18 protein-coding genes and 2 CRISPR repeat arrays are annotated in these 24,976 nt (G+C 46.4%); of the genes, 3 read left to right on the top strand and 15 right to left on the bottom strand.

Going from position 1 to position 24,976, the window contains the following annotated elements:
- Nucleotides 1-66 precede the first annotated feature (66 nt).
- The 6 genes from U1I11_RS00240 to U1I11_RS00215 form a co-directional block, all read right to left on the bottom strand.
- The gene (locus tag U1I11_RS00240) at nt 67-1,527 is read right to left on the bottom strand and encodes a hypothetical protein (RefSeq protein WP_322902849.1); all 1,461 of its coding nucleotides are present in this window, start codon (nt 1,525-1,527) and stop codon (nt 67-69) included.
- A 429-nt stretch (nt 1,528-1,956) separates the two neighbouring features.
- A complete protein-coding gene (locus U1I11_RS00235) occupies nt 1,957-2,544 on the bottom strand; it encodes a hypothetical protein (RefSeq protein ID WP_322902848.1) in 588 nt (195 codons plus the stop codon).
- A gap of 318 nt (nt 2,545-2,862) precedes the next feature.
- Entirely contained in the window at nt 2,863-5,724 is a 2,862-nt protein-coding gene (locus tag U1I11_RS00230; protein ID WP_322902847.1) for a CHASE3 domain-containing protein, read from the bottom strand.
- A gap of 184 nt (nt 5,725-5,908) precedes the next feature.
- A complete protein-coding gene (locus tag U1I11_RS00225; protein WP_322902846.1) occupies nt 5,909-7,486 on the bottom strand; it encodes a response regulator in 1,578 nt (525 codons plus the stop codon).
- Entirely contained in the window at nt 7,464-9,371 is a 1,908-nt protein-coding gene (locus U1I11_RS00220; RefSeq protein ID WP_322902844.1) for a cache domain-containing sensor histidine kinase, read from the bottom strand. Before U1I11_RS00220 ends, U1I11_RS00225 begins: the two co-directional genes overlap by 23 nt.
- A gap of 242 nt (nt 9,372-9,613) precedes the next feature.
- Nucleotides 9,614-10,501, bottom strand: a complete 888-nt coding sequence (locus tag U1I11_RS00215) for a LysR family transcriptional regulator (RefSeq protein WP_322902842.1) — start codon at nt 10,499-10,501, stop codon at nt 9,614-9,616.
- 152 nt (nt 10,502-10,653) lie between these two features.
- Between U1I11_RS00215 and U1I11_RS00210 the strand changes: the two genes are divergently transcribed.
- Nucleotides 10,654-11,400: an acetoacetate decarboxylase gene (locus U1I11_RS00210; protein ID WP_322902840.1), complete on the top strand. Its 747-nt coding sequence runs from the start codon at nt 10,654-10,656 to the stop codon at nt 11,398-11,400.
- Nucleotides 11,401-11,432: 32 nt separating this feature from the next.
- A complete protein-coding gene (locus U1I11_RS00205) occupies nt 11,433-12,476 on the top strand; it encodes a ketopantoate reductase family protein (RefSeq protein ID WP_322902838.1) in 1,044 nt (347 codons plus the stop codon).
- Between the two features lie 737 nt (nt 12,477-13,213).
- Here U1I11_RS00205 and U1I11_RS00200 read toward each other — a convergent pair.
- The 8 genes from U1I11_RS00200 to U1I11_RS00165 form a co-directional block, all read right to left on the bottom strand.
- Nucleotides 13,214-14,842 (bottom strand): type 2 periplasmic-binding domain-containing protein, encoded by a 1,629-nt coding sequence (locus U1I11_RS00200; RefSeq protein ID WP_322904419.1) that lies wholly within the window; start codon nt 14,840-14,842, stop codon nt 13,214-13,216.
- A gap of 124 nt (nt 14,843-14,966) precedes the next feature.
- Nucleotides 14,967-15,854: a carbohydrate ABC transporter permease gene (locus tag U1I11_RS00195; RefSeq protein WP_322902837.1), complete on the bottom strand. Its 888-nt coding sequence runs from the start codon at nt 15,852-15,854 to the stop codon at nt 14,967-14,969.
- Nucleotides 15,855-16,317: 463 nt separating this feature from the next.
- A complete protein-coding gene (locus U1I11_RS00190; RefSeq protein WP_322904417.1) occupies nt 16,318-17,226 on the bottom strand; it encodes an ABC transporter permease in 909 nt (302 codons plus the stop codon).
- A 999-nt stretch (nt 17,227-18,225) separates the two neighbouring features.
- Nucleotides 18,226-18,441, bottom strand: coding sequence for a hypothetical protein (locus U1I11_RS00185; RefSeq protein ID WP_322902835.1), 216 nt, complete (start codon nt 18,439-18,441; stop codon nt 18,226-18,228).
- A gap of 13 nt (nt 18,442-18,454) precedes the next feature.
- Entirely contained in the window at nt 18,455-18,751 is a 297-nt protein-coding gene (locus U1I11_RS00180) for a hypothetical protein (RefSeq protein WP_322902833.1), read from the bottom strand.
- Nucleotides 18,752-18,838: 87 nt separating this feature from the next.
- The gene (locus U1I11_RS00175) at nt 18,839-19,279 is read right to left on the bottom strand and encodes a hypothetical protein (RefSeq protein ID WP_322902831.1); all 441 of its coding nucleotides are present in this window, start codon (nt 19,277-19,279) and stop codon (nt 18,839-18,841) included.
- Between the two features lie 607 nt (nt 19,280-19,886).
- Nucleotides 19,887-20,270, bottom strand: coding sequence for a type II toxin-antitoxin system death-on-curing family toxin (locus U1I11_RS00170; RefSeq protein WP_322902829.1), 384 nt, complete (start codon nt 20,268-20,270; stop codon nt 19,887-19,889).
- Complete coding sequence (locus tag U1I11_RS00165) at nt 20,270-20,407, bottom strand: hypothetical protein (protein WP_322902827.1); 138 nt, start codon at nt 20,405-20,407, stop codon at nt 20,270-20,272. Before U1I11_RS00165 ends, U1I11_RS00170 begins: the two co-directional genes overlap by 1 nt.
- Nucleotides 20,408-20,532: 125 nt before the next feature.
- A CRISPR array of direct repeats spans nt 20,533-21,373; the repeat unit is 32 nt; unit sequence ATTTCAATCCACGCTCCTGCACGAGGAGCGAC.
- Between the two features lie 451 nt (nt 21,374-21,824).
- On the opposite strand from U1I11_RS00165, the gene U1I11_RS00160 reads away from it, so the two are divergent.
- Complete coding sequence (locus tag U1I11_RS00160; RefSeq protein WP_322902825.1) at nt 21,825-22,190, top strand: helix-turn-helix domain-containing protein; 366 nt, start codon at nt 21,825-21,827, stop codon at nt 22,188-22,190.
- A 164-nt stretch (nt 22,191-22,354) separates the two neighbouring features.
- A CRISPR array of direct repeats spans nt 22,355-23,065; the repeat unit is 32 nt.
- Between the two features lie 635 nt (nt 23,066-23,700).
- Here U1I11_RS00160 and mmsB read toward each other — a convergent pair.
- Complete coding sequence (mmsB, locus tag U1I11_RS00155; protein ID WP_322902823.1) at nt 23,701-24,915, bottom strand: multiple monosaccharide ABC transporter permease; 1,215 nt, start codon at nt 24,913-24,915, stop codon at nt 23,701-23,703.
- Between the last annotated feature and the right edge of the window lie 61 nt (nt 24,916-24,976).

The following is a 24,976-nucleotide window of genomic DNA, read 5'->3' as shown; positions in this document are numbered from 1 at the left end:
TCATATACCGTTATTCCAACCGCCTGGTCGGTGTCGACTCGCTCTTGCATAGTTAAACGGATCAGCTTATTTGCGCAGTGTGCCAGTTACCGTTTTATTCAAGCCGTTAACGACCGTTTCAACTAGATTAGGATTGGTTGCAGTTCCTGTTGTCGTTGTGCTTGTAGTCGGTGCCGGGCTGCTCGCTGCCGTCGTGCTTGTAGTCGGTGCCGGGCTGCTCGTTGTCGTCGTGCTTGTAGTTGATGTCGGGCTGCTCGCTGTTGTTGTGCTTGTAGTCGGTGCCGGGCTGCTCGTTGTCGTCGTGCTTGTAGTTGATGTCGGGCTGCTCGCTGTTGTTGTGCTTGTAGTCGGTGCCGGGCTGCTGACTGTCGTTGTGCTTGTAGTTGATGCCGGGCTGCTCGCTGTCGTCGTGCTTGTAGTTGATGTCGGGCTGCTCGCTGTCGTTGTGCTCGTAGTCGGTGCCGGGCTGCTCGCTGTTGTCGTGCTCGTAGTCGGTGCCGGGCTGCTCGCTGTCGTTGTGCTCGTAGTCGGTGCCGGGCTGCTCGCTGTTGTCGTGCTCGTAGTCGGTGCCGGGCTGCTCGCTGTCGTGGTGGCTGGAGCAGTCGTGCTTGCTACTGGCGTTGTTACGCTGCTACCGTCTGTCGTCGTACCTGTACTGGTGGTAGAGCTGGAAACGGATGGGCTTGTAGTCGGGCTGCTTGTGCCGATTGGCGTTCCCGTTGTTGGTACCGAAGTGGACACAGGTGCAGAGCTGCTAACCGCTGCCGGAGCGGTTGTATAATTTGTCGTTATCCCGCTCGTATTTGTACCCGATAGTGGTGCGGTTGGCGTACTGTCTGCTACAGCGGCTGGCTGCGCTGGTATTCCTGTATAGGTTGTACCTGTATTGGAAGTCGCCGCTGAACTAGTCGGCTGCTTCACCATGCTTCCCTGTACGCCATCGGCTGGATAATTCACTGTACCTTTATAAATGATCGAATTGGCGGATTTGGTCGTCTCGGCTGGCTGACCGACGCCCATTTGCTCTGCCATCTTTTTGCCATAGGTCATTTCTACATATTTATCGTACGATTGCTTGCTCATTTCCAGCTTCATCTGATGCAGTTTAGACGATACGGTTAACTGTTGCTCGGTTTGGTCGACTTGAAAGCCTTTTTTCATCAGACCACGTACCGTTTCATCAAAGTTTTCTTTCGTCAACGCGATACCATGCTGCTGCCCGATCTGCAAAAACCCTTGCCCGTTCAGCGTTTGCTGCATCTGTTCGCTCACATGATCCGTTTTTTTCTGCTGACGCTCATACAGCTTATCCAGTTCATTATCACGTTGCTCTTTGTCGTTCATTTCCTGTTTGTATTTTTGCTTGTCTTCCAGCTTTTGTTCCGCTGGAGTTTTGGTGGCGGTGGAACTGGCAGAATTGGAAGTCAAGGCGGTCGAATCGGAATTGTTTTGCTGCCGACTTTGCCCTGCTGCATACGATGTGTATGCACTGGAAAATGCTTGATACGTAGTTGCTGTAATATTCATCGTGGCTCGCTCCTCACATGATGGACTGTTAAGCGGGTTGGCTAAACTACAGAGAAGTTAACAGAACGAGGTATGTTATCGTTTTTATTATCAATTATACATTAAAGGAATAATATACCATATTTATTGGTTATAATTTACTATTTATCCATTTATCTAGCAAGGGACTATTTTCCTAATAAAACAATTTTTAAACGAGCCGTATTCGTATTTATTATTGCGTTGTTAGATGATTTTTGCACTCGTCATACATTTTTATTTATTGCCTTTATGCCTGAACATGCAAAAAAAGCCTGCTCCCTTAAATCGGAAACAGACCTTATTGAGCAAGCATTAATTTGTAGTAACTAAGGCATAACGATACTACCACTTCCAGTTGAAAGGGTATTTGTATGTTCAGAACAATACCTATATGATCAATGACGTTATTTACGACGATTGTGATTGTGCATACACGGACTGCACGTATTGCTTGTAGGAATCTTTGCTAATTTCGAGCTTAAGCTGATGCACTTTGGAAGAAATGGTCATCCGTTCTTCGTCCGCGCTGACTTGAAAGCCGCGATTAATCAAACCTTTGATCGTTTCCTCATAATTGTCCTTCGTAATTGCCATATGCGTGCCTTCGCCAAGCTTGCTGTAAATGCTGTCAATTAACACATCATGGGTCGCTTTACTGCTGCCTTTTTGATGTTCCTGTCTTTTGTCGAACAGTGTGTTCAGGTCTTTTTGACGTATTTCTTTGTCTTTGTCTTCCTTTTTGTAATCTTCTTTCTTTTGCAGCTTTTGTTCTTCTGTCAGCATATCGCTCTGCTTTTGCTCTTGCAGCTTCTGGTCTTTGAGCTTTTGTTCTTTGGCTTTGTCTGCCTGTACTTGTTGCGGATTTTCGCTGTCCTGCTGCTTTTTAGTGCCATTTGGATCGTTAGGATCAGTCGTGTTGTTCGGATTACTGTTGTTGGCAGCGTAATTTTGCAGATTGCCAGTGGATGCATAACCAGGGCTTAAACTAATATTCATCTGTAATCTTCCTTTCTTACGAAATGAACAGGGCCCTGCGTTTAATCGCGCTGGATAATTCCAGGATTGAAGTGCAAGTAAATGATGTCAGACGACAACGTCACCCTGATGTCCTAGTAAAAATTTACTATTTTACTATACGATAGACAAGGGTATTTAGACCTATTAAATACACAAGTTAATTAGCTTACATATGCACAATCATGAAAAAAAAAGCTCGGAAACCGCATCACAGATGGGCAATCCGAGCTTTAATCACATATCATACACCAATGATGATATATGTCGTATTTTGACGAATATGATATAGAATGCATTTTATAATGGTTGAGCCGATGAGCGTGCCGCCTGCTGATGCAGCCAATAACGCACACGTTGCAGCACCTCTTGCATTTGTAGTGGCTTGCTCATATAATCGGTTGCGCCTGCTTGAACACTTTTCTCGCGATCTTCTTTCATCGCTTTGGCTGTTAGTACAATGATCGGCACCTCGCTGTAACCGTACAGATTACGCACCGTTTTCATCGTTTCGTATCCGTCCAGCTCCGGCATCATAATATCCATCAAAATTAGGTCAATATGCTGATCCATATGCAAAATTTCCAGCGCATCACGTCCATTTTGCGAGATCACGATATTCATATTGTAACGCTCCAACATACTCGTCAACGCATATACATTACGAATATCATCATCCACAATCAGAATTTTTTTGTCGCTCAAAATATCGGTTCCGCCCGGCTGAGACGACAATGTAGGCTCGAATGAAGTCTGCTGTTGACCGAGCGCGGCAAACGCGGATCGTTTGGACTGATCGTTTGTAAACAGCTCGGGCTCGGACAAACCACTATACTCATAGTTGTCCACTGACGAAACCGTGCCTTCGTCCATAAATACGGTTCGATTCAGATGCAGCGATTCATTCATATCGAATAGGGCATGTTCAGAATGCGGATCGGTCACCATACACGGAATATAAAATGTGAAAATGCTGCCTTCGCCATATTTACTTTCCAGATGAATCGTACCGCCTAACAGATTGGCAAGCTGTGACGAAATCGACAGACCAAGCCCTGTTCCGCCATATTTACGCGCTGTTGCTCCATCCGCCTGCCGGAACGCCTCAAAGATCAGATCGCGATTTTCGGCGGTGATACCAATCCCTGTATCACTGACGCTAAAAGCGAGCATCGGCTGTGTGCTTTCATAGCTGTTTGTCTGCACATGATTTACTTTTTGTACTTGTAATGTGACACCGCCGGTCTGCGTAAATTTGAACGCATTGGACAGCAGATTGCGCAGCACTTGCTGAATGCGCATCTCGTCCGAATAGACCAGTTCCGGCACATTATCCTCCACGTCCACTTTGAAAAACAGTTCACGCTGCGCTGCCGTTTCACGGAAGCTGCGCTCCATCTGCTCCACCATCGCTTCGACGCTGATCGGATTAATTTCGATCTGCATTTTGCCAGCTTCCACTTTGGACAGATCAAGAATATCGTTAATCAAATTAAGCAGGTCTTTACCGGACGAATGAATGATCGACGCATATTCCTGCTCTTTGGCAGTCAAATTGCCATTCCCATTTTCCGATAAAATCTGGGACAAAATAAGCATACTGTTTAGCGGTGTTCGCAGCTCATGCGACATATTCGCTAGGAACTCCGATTTGTAGCGCGAGCTGACTTGTAATTGCTGCGCGTATTTGTCCAACTCAATCGCTGTGCTCTCTGCCGACATTTTGCCATGCTCCAGACGTTCGTTTAACATTTGCAGTTCTTCGGTTTGCATTTGCAGTTCTTCCGTCTGTGCTTGCAATTCTTCCGATTGTACTTGCAATTCCTCAGACTGCACTTGCAGCTCATGGTTGAGCGATTGTGATTCACGATAGAGCTGCTCCACTTCCATTCGCGTCATCACTGAATGCATCGTGACCGCGAAAATATCGAGCAACTCCTGAAATAGCGATTTTTGCTGCTCGGTTAGCGGCTGCAATAATGCAAACTCAACCGCTGCGATTACACGCCCTTCAAATATAATCGGTGCCGCCACCATCGCTTGCAGTTCAGCATGTCCAAGACCGGAACAAATCGTCCGCACATAGCCTTGTGGCAACGGATGCAATTCCAACATACGGCGTTCCATAATCGCTTGCCCGGTCAATCCTTCGCCCTGTTGCAGCTTAATCACGCCAAGCTCGGCTTCCGTATCCGAAGCGGCAAATGAAGCGGACTTGATCCAATCGCCCTCGACACTTTTCAAATACGTCACTCCATACGGGATGCCAAACCATTTATTACCTTTGGTCAGCAATACGGAACATAAGCTGTTCACATCGGTCGCTTCCTGAAAACGTGTCGCTGCCTGCGCGATCTGATCTTTGACCCAGTTGTCATACTGCACATGATCCAGCAACTGATTAGCGGCTTCCGCCAGCTCACCGACTTCATCGCGTGATGTAACGTCCAAACGTGTTCTTAAGTTGCCGCCGGTAGCGATACCACGCAGCGTGTCGCTCACATCGCGAATCGTGCCGACAATCTGGCGTGCGATCAGCAAGGCGATAATGATCGAGATCACACCGAGCAATATCCAGACCGCAATCATCATTACCAACATACGTTCATTGCCCTGTGCTGCCGCTTCAATGCGCGCATTGGTGAGCGCCTTCTCGCCGCTGCGAAACGCATCCATTTCCTGACGTAGCTGATCCATCTGTTGCTTGCCCGGATCGCTGGCATAAAAGCGGCGTATGCCCGCTTCATCGCCACGCTGCTTCAGCGCAATGACAGGTGCTCCCGCATCGCGAATCCAATTTGCGATGCCGGCGCGAATCGTTTGCAAATTGCGCTGTTGCAGCTCATTGCCGCCAACAAGCGAGTACAGTTCATTGTAATCGCTCTCCCAATGGGAAAGGGCTTCTTCATACGGCTCCAAATAGCTTTCTTCACCGGTCAGGACGAAACCGCGTTGTCCGGTTTCCATATCCAGCACATGCTTTTCCAGCACATTGGTTAAGTTATGCACTTCCAAATCATGATCATTGATGTATCGGCTTTCCTGCTCTAACTGGTTCATACGACCTGACATCATCGTCAGCACAATGCCAAGACAGACAATGATCACGATATACCCGGCTACAATTTTAGTGCGTATTCCAAACTTTGCACCTTTTAGCACCAAAAGCCCTCCAGTATATAGTTAAATGCCAACATTTTAATTGGTATCGCTGCACAAATCTTTTCCTTGCAGTTCGTGTTTAACATGCGCCAACACGGGCAATTATTTATTTGGGCTACCCACTATTTTACTTTAAATTATTCGGTTTGCAAACGCACAAACAGCGAATCGATACACAAATGTTTCAACTCATACCGGAGCGCAATTTCAGTCGTGCGCGGTATTCCTGCGGCGTAATCCCTTCCAGTTCACGAAACACGCGGGAGAAGTGGCGGCTGTTTTCCAAGCCGACCTGTTCACCGATTTCGCTCAACCGATACGACGATTGCACGAGCAATTCCTTCGCACGCTCGATCCGTAGCTTTTTCAAATACACAACAAAATTTTCACCCGTATACGCCTTAAACGCCTCGCTAAAATACGAATAGTTTAGCGACACATGGTTGCTGACCGTCGCCATATTAAGCGGACGCGCATAATGACGGTGCAAATACGCCACCGCCTCTTTGAGTCGATGATGCTCGCTATGCACTTGACGCAACTGACCGATATAATCGTCCAGACAGAGCAAAAGCCGTTCCAGATCGCGGCAATAATCGTGAAAATACCGGTAATGCTCCAAGCTGCACACGCGTCGATATAGGCGCAACACTTCGATCGATGCTTCGCCAAAATGCCGAAACACCTCATCTAGCACCCCCTCATTAATAAGCCGCACCGTACGCCGTACCGCTGCCAGACTACGCATACTTGTGCCGGACAGTCGGAACAGCTGATGTACGATGTCGCTAATTTCATCGCTGCGTCCGGTACCGAGCAAATTGCCGAGTCTGCGCACATTGTCTTCAAGCTGTGACTGCGAAAGTTCCTCCTCATCTTCCTGCAGCAGTGGTTCGCTTAACACATACATACCCGGGCAAAAGAAACCGTACGTCAGCGCCCGACATGCTTGTCCATAAGCGGTTTGCAATTCAGTACGATCTACTGCGGCATCACTAATGCCCGCCCACAAACCGGACACCTCACGCCGTGCCGCCGCTTGTGCTAACGCTTGCAGCCTAACTAAACCAGCCTGAGCAATAATCCATACGCGCCGCCCTTGCCGATCAAGCCATTGCAGCTCATATCGATCCGGCTCGCCATCCGCAAGCTGTTCGAGCAGCAGATCAAGCTCCTGCACAGGCACCGGTTGCCCATCTGCCGTCACACCGTTCCACACACAGACGATGTACGACTGCGGTAGCGTCAACCATGTGCACGACGCCAGCTCACGTTTTGCTTCGTCTGTCGGTGCTTCCAGCCAGCGGGACAATTGCTCCTGCTGCCATTGACGTCGATAATGATCGGCATCTTCCAGCCGACGGGATAGTGATTGCTTGCGCAGCAGTTCCTGTTCGAGACTACCAAGCGCTGCAAACAGATCATCGCGCCGAATCGGTTTCAGCAAATATTCGCGCACCTGATAACGGATCGCTACCTTCGCATATTCAAAATCATCATGCCCACTTAGCACGATCACCTCCGGCTGTTGTAACAACTCATCGCCTGCACGCAGTCGTTCCAGCATCGCCATCCCGTCCATTACCGGCATCCGAATATCGGTAATGATAATGTCGGCTGGCGTATGGTGCAGCAATTCCAGCCCTTCCTCGCCGTGCCGGGCACAGCGGATCATATAGCGTCCCGGGAACTGACGCTCGATCATAACTTGCAGCCCCTGCCGGATATTTTTTTCATCATCAACAATTAGCAGTTGTTTCATGCCGGATGTCTCCTCCTGCCAACATAATTTTGGGCAGACATAGCGATACTTCGGTGCCTTCGCCTGCGCTACTGTGTATGTGCAATCCGTATAGATTACCAAAAAAAAGCCTGATGCGCTGCTGCACATTTAACAGTCCATAGCCGCTATGCGCTGCTGAATCAGAACGCGTAACCGTCCGTTGTGGCGATAATTCCGCTGTGCCTGCGGACGCTTGCTGCAATCGTTCATTCAAGCTTGCTACTACCGCAGGCGCTATCCCTTGTCCATTATCCCGAATGACAATCCGCACGCTCCGCTCCCCTTCGTCCACTGCACGAATATGCAGCCAACGCTCTCCTTGTTCCTCTGTCCAGCCATGCTTAAACGCGTTTTCGACAATCGGTTGCAGCGACATTTTGAGCAGTTCCAATTCGGCGTAGGCGGGCGGAAGCTCGATGTTCAGCCGTACCGGTTCATCAAACCGGATATTCATCACTTCGATATAATTGCGAATATGGCGCAGCTCCTGACCGAGTGTCACATATTCGCCCTCCCATTTGAAGTTATAACGCATCATCCCGCCAAGCGATGTGAGCGCATCGGAAATTTGGCGCTGATCTTCGATTTCAGCAAGCATTTTAATATTTTCCAGCGTGTTGTACAGAAAATGGGCATCGATCTGACTGTACAGCGTCCGTAGCTCTGCTTCCTTCATTAATGCCTGCTTGCGTACCGCCTGCGCGATCAGTTCATTAATCGTGCCGCTCATCCGGTTAAAATGATAGGCTAACTCGCCCACTTCACCGCCTTCGATTTGCACCATTGGCGGCAATTCCCCTCTGCGCATCTGTTTCATCGCTTGCGTTAGTTTGCGCAAATTTTTGAGAATAAGCGAATTCGCTACATACGTAATGAGCGATACTAACACGATAAACGCGACCGTTGTGGCAATGATCAAATTGCGCGCTCGCCCGGTATCCTGCAACATTTTTTCTAATGATACGACCTGCACAAGCTGCGCGCCGAGTCGTGCAAGCGGCAGATGGGTGACCAAATACGTTTGCCCATCAGCGCGATATTGCATGGATGAAGCGCTTAACCCGGACTCACTTAGCAATCTGTTCGCCAGCCGTGTGTAACGATCCGCTGCTATCGGGGACGATACATTGCCGCCGCCTGCATCAAGCAGCAACATCCGCGCGCTGTCTTCCTGACTTTTGCCAAATGTTTGCGGTGCCAGATCAGCAAGCCGCATATCGACTTGAATAACGCCAGCATGATGACCGCGTGGCAATTCCAATTCACGCAACAGCGACAGCTTCGGCGGGTCAGGCTCTAATGGACGAATACTATCGCTGCGCTCACGCGTCAGATCAGCACGCTGCATAAACCAAGCTTCCCGATCACCCAACCCGTGTACAGCACTATACCACGGCGCATCTTTAATCCGACTTTCATGCAAAATAATCGGCCAAATTTCATACGTTTTCGAACTGTTACTATATAGCCGCAAATGCAAAATTGACGGATTGTTAATTCCAATCTGCGCAAGACGAGCATACGAATTTTCGTTAAACTCAATCAATTCGGCGGTCGGTTTATCCTGATTTTCCGTCAAATATTGAATGACCGCTTTGTCTGATACAGCAAGCTGTGCCGCCCGCTCCATCGTCTCCAGTTGCGTCAAGATCGTCTGTTGTTCATTTTGCAGCGTATCCATACTTTTAAGCCGTGTATCTTGTATATACGTCGTATTAATCTGCTGATATGAATAATACGAAATCGCCACCGTCGGCAATAAAATAACGATAATGTACGCAGCAATGAGCCGACTTTGCAGCGGCAATCCATTTAAACGCCGCCATAGACCGCGGATATCGTTTGGCAATCGTTTCAAACGCATAGCTTCCTTCCTCCTAAAAAATGAGAGCATAATAACGGTAAACTATAATTCTATCCACCAACCAAGTTGCAAGTACCGACGGATCGACTGCGATCTGCATTTATCCACTCCGATGCTATTTTGGATTGGGCGTGATCATGTTCTGAAGCGATTTGTGCATATACCAACCCATGTTATAATTGTCCACCTTTAAAAGCGCTTACATAATTATCTTCATTGTACCGCAATCAGGCGGCTGTTTTTCAAGACAATTTAAACATTTTTTGGTTATTTTCATAGTAATTGATAATAAAATCGCGCAAGCTTTGTGCCGCCGGGGACAGCAACTTGTTTTTTGCCCAAAATAAGCTCACCGAGTACGTTGGAGAAACGCCCGCAATACGTACATAATGCAAATTGAACTGCCGACAGACGGAGATCGGTAGCAACGCCACCCCTTGATTAATACCGATAATTTCAGTCAACAAATACGAATCCACCTCAAACACCGTATTAGGCACAAATCCAAACTGCTCGCACACTTTCCGCATAAATTCGCTGTATTCTTTATTGTCGGCAATCGAAATAAACGGTTCATGCGTCATCTCGGCAAGCGACAATTCCGGCTGCTCGGCATAACGATGATTGGCAGGCACAACGAGTACGATATCCTCATCGATCAGCAGACAGCTTTCAATTTCTTCATCATCTGTATATTGACTAGCAATGCCCAAATCGATCTCACCTTGTTTAAGACTGGCGATAATATCAGTGCGCATTTTGATGCCTTGATGGACTTTAGCATCCGGATAGTGCCCAATATATTCGGTAATCAGCTTCGACAGAAAGCGCGGATTGGAGATGAGAATTTTAATCGTATTGGATACTAGCTGCTGCTGAACTTGCAGTTCACGCTCAGCATTGTCCAGCTCGATAAAAATCCGGTTCACATGTTTAAGCAAAATATGCCCGGACGGGCTTAATTGAATATTGCGTCCTTTACGAACGAACAGCTCGGTGCCAAGCTCATCTTCCAACCGTTTGATCGTTAAGCTTAAAGAAGGCTGGGCGATATGCAGTTGGTGGGCAGCTTTGGACATATGCTCCATATAAGCGACCGTTTGAAAATATTTAAGCTGTAACAGTTCCATCGATTCATCCCCTTTGATTTATTATGATAAATGTATATATACTTTATGATGTATTGGAATATATGTAAATAAAGACGTAAAATATCCGTATACAAACATAAACTATACTACCTAGCACTTAAAATACGGATCAGTGAAAGGAAGGATGTACGATGAAGATCGATATTAACAATCTGTTCCACAATTTCAACACACCGCTCACTGCACCAGCTTATCCTGTTCCGAACTATAAATTTGTGAATCGTGAATATTTAAATATTGTGTATCGCACCGATCTGGCAGCGCTGCGTGCTGCTGTACCGGAGCCGCTCGAAATTACCGACCCACTCGTCAAATTTGAAGTGATGTGGATGCCGGATGTGTCCGGGCTGGGCGCATATACCGAAGCCGGTCAAGTGATCCCAGTGCAGTTTAACGGCGAACAAGGCGACTATGTGCATTCGATGTATGTGGATAATTTCCCCGCTATCGCCAGCGGACGCGAGTTAACCGCTTATCCGAAAAAGCTCGGTGCACCGAAGCTGTATATCGATTCCGATACACTTGTTGGCACACTCGACTATGGCAGCCTGCGCGTAGCGACAGCCACGATGGGCTTTAAACATATGGAAATGGATATAAAACAAGCCAAACAAGAAATTTGCCGCCCTACGTTTATGATCAAAATAATTCCTGATTATGAAGGCAATCTGCGCGTCTGTGATCTTATACGCACCCAGATCACCGATATTACCGTGAAAGGGGCATGGTCTGGCACGGCACGACTGCAATTGTTCGAACATGCGCTTGCCCCGCTTGCCGATTTGCCGGTGCGTGAAATCGTGTCTGCCTCGCATATTTTGACTGATTTGACACTTGCTCCCGCTGTACCGGTCTATAACTATTTGGAGCAAAAATAACACCATTCTACACAATAAAGGAGTGTATTAGGATGAGAATTGCTATTTTAGGCGCAGGCTCACTCGGAACGATCGTCGGCGCGTATTTAAGCGCTGGCGGTATGGATGTTGAATTAATCGATACGTATGAACAACATGTGCATGCGCTGAATGAGCATGGTGCCCAAGTCGTCGGCACGACCGAATTCACCGCTCCGGTCAAAGCGATTACGCCACAGCGCAAATCAGGCACGTACGATCTAGTATTGCTACTCACCAAACAATTGTACAATCAAGCCGTCCTGCAAGAGCTATTGCCATTTCTGCACGAGCAGAGCATCGTCTGTTCGCTGCAAAACGGCATCCCTGAGCAAAGTGTTGCCGCTATCATAGGCGCAGAACGCGTTATTGCCGGCTCCGTCGAATTTGGCGCTACCTTTATGGAGCCTAGTATATCCAAACTGACTACCGAATATACGCAATTTAAAAACTATGCTTTTCAAATTGGTGAGCTAAACGGAGCGCTTACCGACCGGATCGAGCAGGTCAAAGCTGTACTCGATCTCGTTGGCGGCACTCATGTATCCGACAATCTGGTCGGCACCAAATGGTCAAAACTGCTGATCAACAACGCTTTTAGCGGCTTATCGGCAGCATTAAACGGCGAATATGGACATATTTTGGATGATGAAACAGGCATCGTGAGCGCGGTGCATATCGCTGACGAGACGATCAAAGTCGGTCATGCGATCGGTGTACAATTTGCATCGATGGGCGGCTTTGATATCGCTTCATTGGAATTGCACAGCTCCGCCGATATTCCGGTACGCGTGCAAACACTGCGTACGATGATGCAACCATCCCGACTGCTGAAAGCGAGCATGCTGCAAGATTTGGAAAAGAAACGCAAAACGGAAATCCGCTACATTAACGGCGTCGTGCCGCAAATGGCAGCCGGTACAGGTATCCAGACACCGTTTAACGAACTTGTCGTACAGCTGGTGGAAGCGGCGGAAGCAAACCGTAGTGTGCCTGACTTTAATACAAATATCAAGCTGTTCCAGCAGTTAATTGCGCAAGAGACAATGGTGCAGTGAGCAGAGACAGAACATGATCACGTTATTGGTGTATGTAGCGGACGAATATGTCCAGTTCAGGCAGCTTGCCATAGCATATACTCCCTTGCTCATTACTTGCACTAACGCAGCAACGTAAACGAGTTGACCGATCAGTTAACGATACGTCATGTACTGGCGTAGTTGAGCGTTATCGTGCAATATAGTTAGCTTCTGGGCAGCATACAATAGTCGTGCGCTGACGTAGTCGATCATTATCTCGCAATATAGTCAGATTCTGGACAGCATACAGTAGTCGTGCGCTGACGTAGTCGATCATTATCTCGCAATATAGTCAGCTTCTGGGCAGCATACAGTAGTCGTGCGCTGGCGTAGTCGATCATTATCTCGTAATATAGTCCGCTTCTGGGCAGGCTACAATAGTCGTGCGCTGGCGTAGTCGATCATTATCGCTTACTGTATCCTCCCGTACTATAAACTGATGATCGATCTCATCATCGATTAGGTGCGCAGCATTCGTATACTCTCAAATAACAACCGCCGCTGACCGGAGCAAGTGCTCGGTCGGCGGCGGTTATTCGTGCTCGTATTGGCGTTTAGTTCAGTCGCTCATTCGTATTTTGCAATGCCACACAGCACAACGCATCACATTACGTTTAGATGATCATGCTAGACGCTGCCGGATATTCTGCCGGATATGATGAGGAGTCAGCTACCACAACGCTGCACATTCCATGCAGATTGTAACTGTTATCCCGTCACTGCTCACCTTTCAGCTTCGTCACATTTTTCTCATACTCTGCCTGACGATACGCCTGCACTTTGGCAAAGCCATACTCGTCCCGCTTGCTCACATAGTTTTGGAAAATCGTATCAAATTCACTGTCCGATGCAGCGAGCAATAGCTGTGGCAATGTTTTGCCCCATAACTGTTCGATCTTAGTATTAATGATGCCTTCCGGTGAATTGCCGGTCGGATCAAGCTGGTCAAACTCGGAGCGACTGACCGTTTTGCCTTTGGTCCAGTCTTCCATCTGTTTAAACGGTTCGACACTTTCCGGTTTCCATTGGTCGGTAATATTCGTATCCATCTCCATCCAATATTTATGGGAAGCACCGTATTTCGTATCAAATCCAGAGCGATCACTGTTCAGCAGCTTCAACACTTCCGGCTTAAACACCGGCTTGTTATCGACATTATCATACGTCACGCCCGGCTCGCCCATATACAGATCACGCTGTCCTTCTTCACTGATGATGTATTCAAGGAACCGAATCGCACGCGCTTTATCTTTCACATCTTTGGAAATGAGCGTCAGCGTCCAGCCTGAGATCACCGGGCCGCTCAATACCGGCGGATCAAGCTGCTCGTTGGCTGGGCCATCGACCGCGATATAGACGGAGTTTGGGTCTTTGGCATAGAGCGCATTTTGCTGGGCGCTAAAGTCGCTGCGCTGATACAACATTGCAAAATAACGTCCTTGCGCGATCTTTTCCTCCATTTGCGCCCGTTTGTCGATGAAAATATCTTTTGCCAGCAGCCCTTCTCCATTCGCCTGGCGCAATGTTTTAAGCCATTTTACATATTCCGGATCGGTTGTACGGTCATACAACTTGCCGTCCTTTTCCATCGGCACATTCAGGAAATTTTGCAAATAGCTTTCCAGCGAATAGTTGCCGTTCTCGGTAAATTCGTGTAACCCAAGCGGAATGAGCGGCTGTCCGTTCACTTGCGGAAATTTCTGCTTCGCCATCTCCAGCGCGTTCAAAAAGCCTTCCGGTGTGCGCATATCCGGCTTGCCAAGCGCTTCATACATATCTTTGCGTACGACGAATACTTGGTTGGACACATAGTTTTCGCCATATTTTTTAAAATCAGCCGGTGATGACGACGCATTCGGATAGCCGTACACATTGCCGTCCGGCTGCGTATACCATGCCAACTTGGCAGGATCGGTCACTTTGAAAAAGTACGGATCATATTGGTCTGCCAGCTCGTTCAGCGGTAGTACGAGCTTGCCTTCCATCATCTTTTTCACCGCATCTTCGCTCCAGGCGAGTGTAATAAAATCAGGCAATTTGCCGGAGGCGATCATCGTATTCAGCTTTTCATTTTCATTGCCTGCCGGGACGATAAAATTAATGTTGACGCCTGTTTTTTGGGTCACATATTGGCTCGTAATGTCTTTGCCCCAATCGGTGCCGGTATACCAAGAAAAGTTCATATACCAGTCAAATGTAATCGGAGACGTATCCACTTTCCAGCCTGGCTCATTAGCAGATGCCTGCTTGACCGGTGTCTCGTTTTCACTGGCGCTTTTACTGCCCCCGCCAAAATAGGAGCATGCTGTCGTCAGCGTTAACAGCCCTGCGATCAGCGCTGCCATTGCCGGTTTGCGCCAGGCGGTGGCATGTTTACTCGTTGTTCTGTCGATGTTGCGCATAAATTTTACCCCTTTCCATATTCGGTGTAGTCAGCCTATTACCTTGACCGAGATTAAATGGCTATATTCAACCTTTGATCGAACCGATCATCATCCCTTTGACAAAATACTTTTGCAAAAATGGATACACAAACACAATCGGCATCGTCGTCACTACCATCGTTGCCAGCTTGATCGACTGTGAAGTGACCGAGCGATTAATGCCGCCCGGCACCGCCGCTAACATCTGATTCGAACTCGACTCTGCCACTACGCGGTACAAATACGTCTGAATCGGCTGTAATGACGTATCGTTCATATAAATCATGCCGGTAAAATAGTCGTTCCACTGATACACACCGTGGAACAATCCAATCGTCGCCACAACCGGCATTGACACTGGCAATACGACCCGCAGGAAAATCGACCAGTCGTTCGCCCCATCAATCCGTGCCGCTTCTTCCAGCCCATCCGGTATTTCACGGAAAAAGGTCATAAAAATAATCAGATCAAAAAAGCTAAACATCGCCGGAATAATATACACCATAAAATTATCGAGCAACTGCAAATCCTTCATCAGCAAAAAAGTCGGAATCAACCCACCGCTGAAAAAGAGCGTAATCGTACCGATCCAAATATACAGCTTGCCGCCAATCAGATCACGCCGAGACAGCGCATACGCCACCATCGCGGTAAACAGCACATGAATGACCGTGCCAAGCAGCGTCTTGGCGACCGTAATCCACATCGCCTGCATAATACCGTCACTTTGGAATACGGCGCTAAAACTTTCCAAACTGAACATGCGTGGCCACCAATAAATACCCCCACGCATCGCATCGGTGCCTTCATTAAAAGCATTCACCAACACATACCAAATCGGATACAATGTCACAAAACAGATCAATATCATCAAAATCGCATTGCACACATCAAACACCATTTCACCACGGGTTCGACGGGATGAGGTTATCATATGGAACGCACTCCTTTCGTGTTGTAAAATTGCAAATGGGACAGTCGTCGGCATATAACTAGCGCGTGTATACAAACATGGTATGTTGGTGCAGCCACCACTGCGGTACGGAATAAGAGGACTTCCGTCTCGCACAGGAATCTACAGAGCAGGAGCGAAGGTAAATTCCCGTGCTCAAATCTGTAGAGTATTTTGCTATGCAAAAACCTTTTTTCATTTCACTTCGTGTTTGGAAACCGCAAACACTGAAGCTGTACGGTATTTTGCTGCGCAAAAACCTTTTTTTCATTTCACCTCGTGTTTGAAAACCACAAACACTGAAGCTGTAGGGTATTTTGCTATGCAAAAACCTTTTTTTCATTTCACCTCGTGTTTGAAAACCACAAACACTAAGCCGTCCTTATTCCTTATTTCCTTACCGCAGTGAAGCATAGCTCGCAGCATACGAGTTTGCGTACCCCCCCTAAAACAGCGACGTATGATTAAGCCGCTTTGTCACCTGATTCGCAATTAGCAGCAAAATGAGCGCAATCACCGACTTAATCAACCCGATCGCCGTCGAATACGAGAAGCGCCCGGATAACAATCCTGTCTGATACACATAAATATCGATCACATTGCTGGCGCTCTCATTCAGCGAGTTGCGCAAGACGAGAATCTGGTCAAAATTCGAATTAAGCACACCGCTGACCGCCAAAATAAACAAGATTGCAATTGTGCTCTGGATGCCAGGCAGCGTAATATACCACATTTTCTGAAACCGCCCCGCCCCATCGATCGTCGCCGCTTCATACATTTCCGGCGACACACTCGCCATCGCCGCCAAATAAATAATCGCTGACCAGCCAAGCTCTTTCCAAATGTCCGAAATGATTACAATCGCCCAAAAATATGCCGGCTCTGCCAAATACGAAATCGGTGCATCGATCAAATGCAGCGCCAGCAACAACTGATTAATCACACCAACATCCGCCAGCCATGTCGTCAAAATACCGCCCAAAATAACCCATGACAGAAAATGCGGCAAATACGAAATCGTCTGCACCGACTTTTTGAACCGCACCGACCGAATCTCGTTCAAAAACAGCGCAAATATAATCGGCAACGGAAACCCGATAAACAGCTTAATCAAACTAATCCCGAGCGTATTGCGAATCACATCCCGTAAATTCTCATCTTCCATAAACGCCCGAAAATGCTCCAACCCTACCCACGGCGCCGCCCCGATACTGTCAACGATATTAAATTCCTTGAACGCAATCACGATGCCATACATCGGAATATAGTTAAAAATAAGCATCCAGACGACGCCCAGCAACGCCATCACCTGCAAATGCCGCTGCGTATACAAACGCCGCAACCAGCGCCGCATTCGCTCACCCGCCGTCGCCTTCGTCTGCGGACGCGACTCTGGACGCCGCTCCGACCCGGTTTTCATCCCGGTCTCCATTGTATCTCCCCCTCGTTTTCACTCATTTATGTAAGCGATTACAATTATAGGTATAATTATACCGATGGGAGGAAGGGGCGGGAATGTTTCATATTTTGGATCAGGTGCCTCATTTTTCGGGTTGGGCGGTGGGAGAAGTAGATCATTAATGGGTAGGTCGGGGAGGTAACGTGAAGTAGTGCATTTACAATATCCATTGGAAAAGGGTATACACAACAGTTGCAACTTCATTTCCTTGATCATACGTGTACGCAAACATACCGTGTTGATGCAGCCCCCACTGTGTTACGGAATAAGGGGACAGACTCCCGTCTCGCACAGGAATCTATGGAGTAGAGTACAGGGTAGTTCCCGTGCTCAAAAGCAGTATGGTCTTTTGCTACACCAAAACTTTTCTTTATGGTAGCCCATGTTTGAACAACGTAAACACTGAAGCTGTACGGTATTTTGCTGCGCAAAAACCTTTTCTCATTGCACCTCGTGTTTGGAAACCGCAAACACTGAAGCTGTACGGTATTTTGCTGCGCAAAAACCTTTTCTCATTGCACCTCGTGTTTGGAAACCACAAACACTGAAGCTGTACGGTATTTTGCTGCGCAAAACATCTTTTCATTGCATCCCGTGTTGGAAGAACACAAACACTGAAATCCGCCCTTCCCGTTTATTTCCTTCCCGTAGTGAAGTGCTGTTCGCAGCCTACGAGTTTGCGTACATGCCCTAGGATGGTGACGATTTTACAAATATACCTGTTTCGCTCTTACGTATCCTTCTATATCTACATCTTATGTACTCTTTTGTATGTATAGCTAACTATGTACTTGCCTGCATATCTAATTGATAATGAGAAGACGCTCCAATAATACCGAGCGTCTTTTCATCGTTCATTCGTATGTTATTCCATTGCACACAGCCATTTGGCGTTTAATTATACTTGTTCTTGTTTCTAGTAAAATGCACGATGCTATAAATGATCCCCCCTGCTACGACCGCAGAGATGGCTGCCAATACGATTGCCGACCCAAACGCTTGCAGCACACTGCCAAGCGGTAAATCATTAACCATCACATTAAGACCGTACAACAACACAAATACGATAAACGTTATCCAAAACGATTTGGAAGCAAAAAACTTGAACATGATTTCACCTCATTTAGTGAATTTCTTTATTGTACAGAACGCCTCCATTTTTGTCGCCTTCAACATACAAATTGACATATACATCTTGAACGGTAAAACCGTAGCCTTTTATCTCTGCTCCCCAATGGAAATTGCCAGAAGCATACACTCTTGATTTGCCATTTCCTACTCCGCGTACACCTTTATCCCAGTTACTTACCTGCCAAATTGAAGCAAATCCTTTTTTATACCAAGCGTCCACCAGATGCCCATTTGAATTTGCTACATTGTAAGTAAAATAGCCTTTAACACCGACTTCAAAAAGTTTCAAGCCAACAATATTGTTAGCCTCGTAAGTCCATGTTTTGATGTCTGTTTGTTTACTTGCCTTAACCGCATTTAATATAAAACTAGAACTTTACAAATCGTTGGGCTGATTAGTCACGATCGATTCTATAAAATAAACAGGGCTATTCGTAAAGATGATTTTCACATCATCCGAAATGTTATATTCAGCAAAATGACGCTGTGCAATATTTTGTTCCATATAACCGATAAAATCTTGCGCTGGTGTTGTTATGCCTTCATTTTCGGGTAAAAGTGTTTTTTGATCTTGTTGAGCATAATAAGTGGTTACAACTTCTTCACTCACAGGATGTTCATTGAAATAGTTAGCAATTCCATGCTCAGCTTCTTCCTTGGTCTGAGGGTTTAGAGATTGCAGATACATCAGTAAATCTTGTTGAATCGATTGAATAGTACTTTGATTTGCATCATTAATTGATTCAGCACTGACGGGAGAAACTGTAATTAGCACTGCTACCATCATACTTAGAAAAGTTAAAGCTGCTTTTTTCATGTAGTAAAGCCTCCGGAATCTACTTGGTAGTAAATATATTTTAAAACTATATGTACAATATGTTTTAGTAGTGTCTTAAGCACATATACACGTCTAAAGCATATGAAATCACATAAAAACAGGCTTATTTTTTCAAATAATCCATTATTATAATATAAATGGAATTTAAATGTAAAATATATCATAAAAAAGCGAGCATTATGCTCATTTTTTGCTGTGGAGGTTGTATTCAACTTAGTTCATTATAAAAACAGACCACGTTCGGTAAGAGAATGTGGTCTGTTTTGGTGATTTAGTTTTTGTAGTTGATCGATCTTACAGGTCATTATTTTGCTAAAGAGTCGTATTCTAATACGGCTCTTTTTGAATTCCATTATAATCTTCTCCTGATTTCCAATAAAAAGAAAAATAAGGGTGATCTTCAATTCACATTTCTACACGAGGAGTGATGGAAACAGACGCTGTAATGTCTCCTGCGGCTAGTCAATTTCAATTCATACTACTGCACGAGGAGCGACTTATGAAATTTGATCCAGCCAGCCTTTAGCTTTAGTATTTCAATCCACGCTCCTGCACGAGGAGCGACTATGTATTCTTTTCAACGAGATTAAAGAGGTAAGGCATATCTTTCGAGTAATCGTGCAGTACTTTCATAGCTCAGCATGCCACGGGCTGCACGTCGGGTTATGAGTTCTAACATTCTTTCTGACATGCTTAAGCCATACCAATTATAAAGTAAGAAAACGTGGCAGGACATTGCTGCTGTTCGTTTATTTGCATCATTGAAAGCGTATGCTCTGGCAATTGAAACTAAATAAACGGCAGCCTTCAGGAACAATCCCGGATATAGTTCGATGCCAAAGCTCTCCTGAAAAGGTTGCTGGGCAAGGAAAGATATCCGACCATCATCTTTTACTCCTGGAAGACCGCCGTACTGATCCAACATATCGTTATGAAATGCAATAATATCTTCGTAGGTTAGAGGGATCATTACGCTTTTGCCAACCTCTTATAGGCATTACCAAATTGCTTATTGGACAAAGCCATCGCCTGTTCTCTTGTCATAGCTGGTTTATTGGTAGGTTGTTTCTGTTCGTTTTGCTGTTGTTGATTCGCTTCTTTTGGCATATTAAAGCCTCCTTTCTGTTGCTGTAAGTGTATTATACTACCCTACATTCGTGTTTATAAAGCATGATTTGTATTTCATTATAGGGAGCGACGTTAGCATCGGATTATTACAATAACTATCACGGATTTCAATCTACACTTCTGCACGAGGAGCGACATCCATCAACGTCGACAATGTAGTATCTATAGACCATTTCAATCCACGCTCCCGCACGAGGAGCGACCGACAATCATGCCGTCATCGTCGACCTCCACGCCGCTAATTTCAATCCATGCTCCTGCACGAGGAGCGACTCTCTATCGATTGTCGATGTCTTCTCGACATATATTTCAATCCACGCTCCTACACGAGGAGCGACGCTTCCATAGCGTTCACGAAGTCCGTCGAGCTTTAATTTCAATCCACGCTCCTGCACGAGGAGCGACAGCATAGATATGTACTTTACGCCTGATGATTTTATTTCAATCCACGCTCCTGCACGAGGAGCGACTGTCGCCAGCATGGTTTGCAGCACAAGCCAAAGATTTCAATCCACGCTCCTGCACGAGGAGCGACCATATTAAGTCATTTTGAATTCAAAGTCAATAGTATTATTTCAATCCACGCTCCTGCACGAGGAGCGACAACTGAAACAGCTTCAGAGCCTGCGAAAGCAACTATTTCAATCCACGCTCCTGCACGAGGAGCGACGATCACCGACGAGCCAGTTACGCCGGAACCAGTAATTATTTCAATCCACGCTCCTGCACGAGGAGCGACAAAACCACGAAAGTGGTTTAAACCCAACTCCAAAGATTTCAATCCACGCTCCTGCACGAGGAGCGACCTTTGCAGACCCATCAATCTGATATTCGTGACCATCAATATTTCAATCCACGCTCCTGCACGAGGAGCGACGTTAATCGTATGTGCGCTTGATTTTGGATTCAAAACATTTCAATCCACGCTCCTGCACGAGGAGCGACTGCCCGCCCTTTCAGCCCTTATCCCACAACGGAAAAACAGGCGATTTCCGCGAACCTCCCTTTTAGACTACTTTAAACGCCCTCAAAAAACAACAAAAAACCCGAAATCCCTTGCCCAGCAAGGAGCACGAACCTCCTAGGGATTTTATGTGCGCTTGGGGTTCGCGCTTTCTTGAGCATTTTCATCAAATTACTCCTACAGCAGTAAAACAAAACGGATGATCATAGACATGTTATATGTGCTTAAGTAAGCATTAAAAATCGACTTTTTATCTTCAATAAATGACTCAAGCTTGAAATATACGATATAATGGTCGACGTATTTATGTCATGTTGCTTATTTATAAAAAATCAGATAAAGAATTCCTAACAGATCGCGAAAAAAAGATACTCAAAGACAGAATTAAAACAATAAAAGAAGAAAATTAAACCATTGAGGCAAGTGTATACGATGAGTTTGGATTTTGAAAAAATTCTGACGGAAAGTGTAAGCCAAGCAAATGATTTTGCACAAGGCAATTCGGAGCACGTCGAGATTGTTACTTATAAATTACGCGAGCGACCCGAAATCGACTTTGCAGCGGTAAAGAAATTGAGACATGATCTTCAGGCTACACAAAAGATGTTCGGAAATGCCCTGGGCGTATCTTTGCGTACAGTAGAGTCTTGGGAAATTGGACGCTCGTTTCCAAATGGATCAGCGACCCGATTAATGCAACTAATGTTAGCCAATCCTGCAATTAAACAGGCGATTAAGCAGTCGATCGAAGATGAGAATCTAACGAAAAGAGAGCAATGTTTTAGTGGAGTAACGTAAGTTATATTGTAAAGGAAGATGTTCGTGTAGGGTATACTTATATAAAAAATAGCCCCAGTGATGGATGTGCTCCCCTATCCTTCGCTGGGGTTTTCTGTTGTTAATTCATACTTCAGCGCGAGCAGCGCTGGAAAGTATCCTTTTTCTTCTGTATCAACAAGCGCTATTTCAATCTACACTCCCGCACGAGGAGAGACTTGATCCAACAAGATCGACAGCAGCCGAGGCACCATTTCAATCCACACTCCCACACGAGGAGCGACATCTGATTACATCGATAACGAGGAATCGGATATGTACATTTCAATCCACGCTCCCACACGAGGAGCGACCTTGATGGCATCCCACGAAAGCTGTATCGAGTTTTTCATTTCAATCCACGCTCCCACACGAGGAGCGACATAAAATCGATTCCTTAATTACTACCTTCTTTAAACGATTTCAATCCACGCTCCCACACGAGGAGCGACAACATCTACCGCGTCATTCATGTCCTGGTATTTCAAATTTCAATCCACGCTCCCACACGAGGAGCGACTCTGTCTGGTATTTATTTTTTAGCAGCAGGTTCAGATTTCAATCCACGCTCCCACACGAGGAGCGACCTCTTTGCGTTCGCTCTCCTGGGCTTCTTCCCATTATTTCAATCCACGCTCCCACACGAGGAGCGACAACAGCCTGGCTAAGTGATTGTTCGATTCAGGGTCATTTCAATCCACGCTCCCACACGAGGAGCGACTGGCGGCAAATGTGGCTTTAATTCCAAGTGGTTCAGATTTCAATCCACGCTCCCACACGAGGAGCGACAAAAGTATAGTATTTGATCCAAAACCTGATAAAATAATTTCAATCCACGCTCCCACACGAGGAGCGACTGCCCGCCCTTTCAGCCCTTATCCCGCAACGGAAAAACAGGCGATTTCCGCGAACCTCTCTTTTAGACTACTTTAAACGCCCTCAAAAAACAACAAAAAACCCGAAATCCCTTGCCCCGCAAGGAGCGCGAACCTCCCAGGGATTTTATGTGAGCTTGGGGTTCGCGCTTTTATGCTCTTTTTGCTGATTTAGAGTCAGTTTGGAAAATGAGCTTCATCACTGCACGGATACAATCATTCAGCCGAGATCGCCATCTGTATGATCATTTGCAACATCCATTGATAGCACGTATTGATAACTACCCTGCACAGATTGACTAGCTGGCATACTTTCCATTAAAAAGCAGACCACGTTCATTCAAAACTTCCATTTACTACACACTCCACCCGTCCACAAAAAAGTCGGATTCAGCGATCACCAGCGCCACCGTCTACTGAACTACAAACTACACTAGCACACACCAAAGGCGGATCGTGCGCTAGGGTATCGCCTTTACAGTTCTACTGCAAACTATACTAGCATACACAAAAGGGCTGTTCCCACCAGTCACAACTATGACCGAGAACAGCCCTTCCTTTACAAAATCACTGTTAGCAAAATATCATTTCAAGTCAAAATCAATTGAACTACAACATCATTTCAAACTCGTACCTTTATTTTTGTTATAAATATCAAACGCAACCGCCAGCAGCAGCACTAAGCCTTTAATCCCTTGCTGCCAGTCGATACCGAGGCCGATCAATGACATCCCGTTGTTCAGTACACCCATAACGAGACCGCCGATGATCGCGCCGAACACTGTACCGATCCCGCCTGCTGCGGATGCGCCGCCAATAAAACAAGCGGCGATTGCATCCAGCTCGAAGTTCGTACCGGCGCGTGGAGTCGCGGCGTTCAGACGAGCGGCGAAGATCAAGCCGGAAATTGCTGCCAGTACACCCATGTTAACGAATACCCAGAATGTCACTTTTTTCGTTTTGACTCCGGACAGACCGGCTGCTTTTTCGTTACCGCCAATCGCGTACACGTGGCGACCCATTACGGTGCGGTTCATCACAAACGAATAAATGATAATCAGCAGGAACAGCAGCACCAAAATGGTCGGAATGCCTGCATAGCTTGCCAGTACGAATGTGAACAAGTTAATGATCGCAATGACGAGCACCAATTTACCGATAAATAAACCTTGTGAACCGGTGTCAAAATTGTATTTACGCTGTGCCGCGCGTCCGCGCAGCTCGGTCATAACATACAGTACCGATAATGCGATACCAGCGATAATAGCGACGATATTCGTTGCCGCATTCGTAAAGTCAGGCACAAAGCCAGAGCTGATCTTTTGAAAACCGTTCGGGAAGGGGGAGATCGATTGCCCTTCCAGCACGATCATCGTCAAACCACGGAATAACAGCATCCCGGCGAGGGTGACGATAAAGGCAGGGATGCGCACATAAGCGACCCAGAAGCCTTGCCATGCGCCGATCAGACCACCGATTACGATCGATAAAATGACCGCCAGCACCGGATTCATTTGCCAATTGACCATAAAGATCGCGGAGATCGCACCGACAAAAGCGGCGATCGAACCGACCGACAAATCGATATGCCCGGTGATAATGACGAGCACCATGCCGATCGCGAGCACGAGAATGTAGCTGTTTTGCAGAATTAGGTTCGTAATGTTAATCGGCTTTAACAGCAGTCCTCCGGTTAAAACTTGGAACAACAGCATAATAAAAATGAGTGCGATAATCATACCGTATTGGCGAATATTGCCTTTAAACAGGCGGCTGAGTACGCCTTGTTTGTCCTTATCTTTGTCTTTCAATGGCTTGCTTAATGTGGACATGGGTCGTGCTCCTTTCAATTGTTTTGGTGGTTGGGGCGGCATCGATTTACTTTTGTCCGCA

The sequence above is a fragment of the Paenibacillus campi genome (assembly GCF_034659835.1).
Lineage (GTDB): Bacteria > Bacillota > Bacilli > Paenibacillales > Paenibacillaceae > Saccharibacillus > Saccharibacillus campi.
Note: the sequence above shows the minus strand (reverse complement) of the source record. Positions and strands in the feature narration are given on the sequence as shown.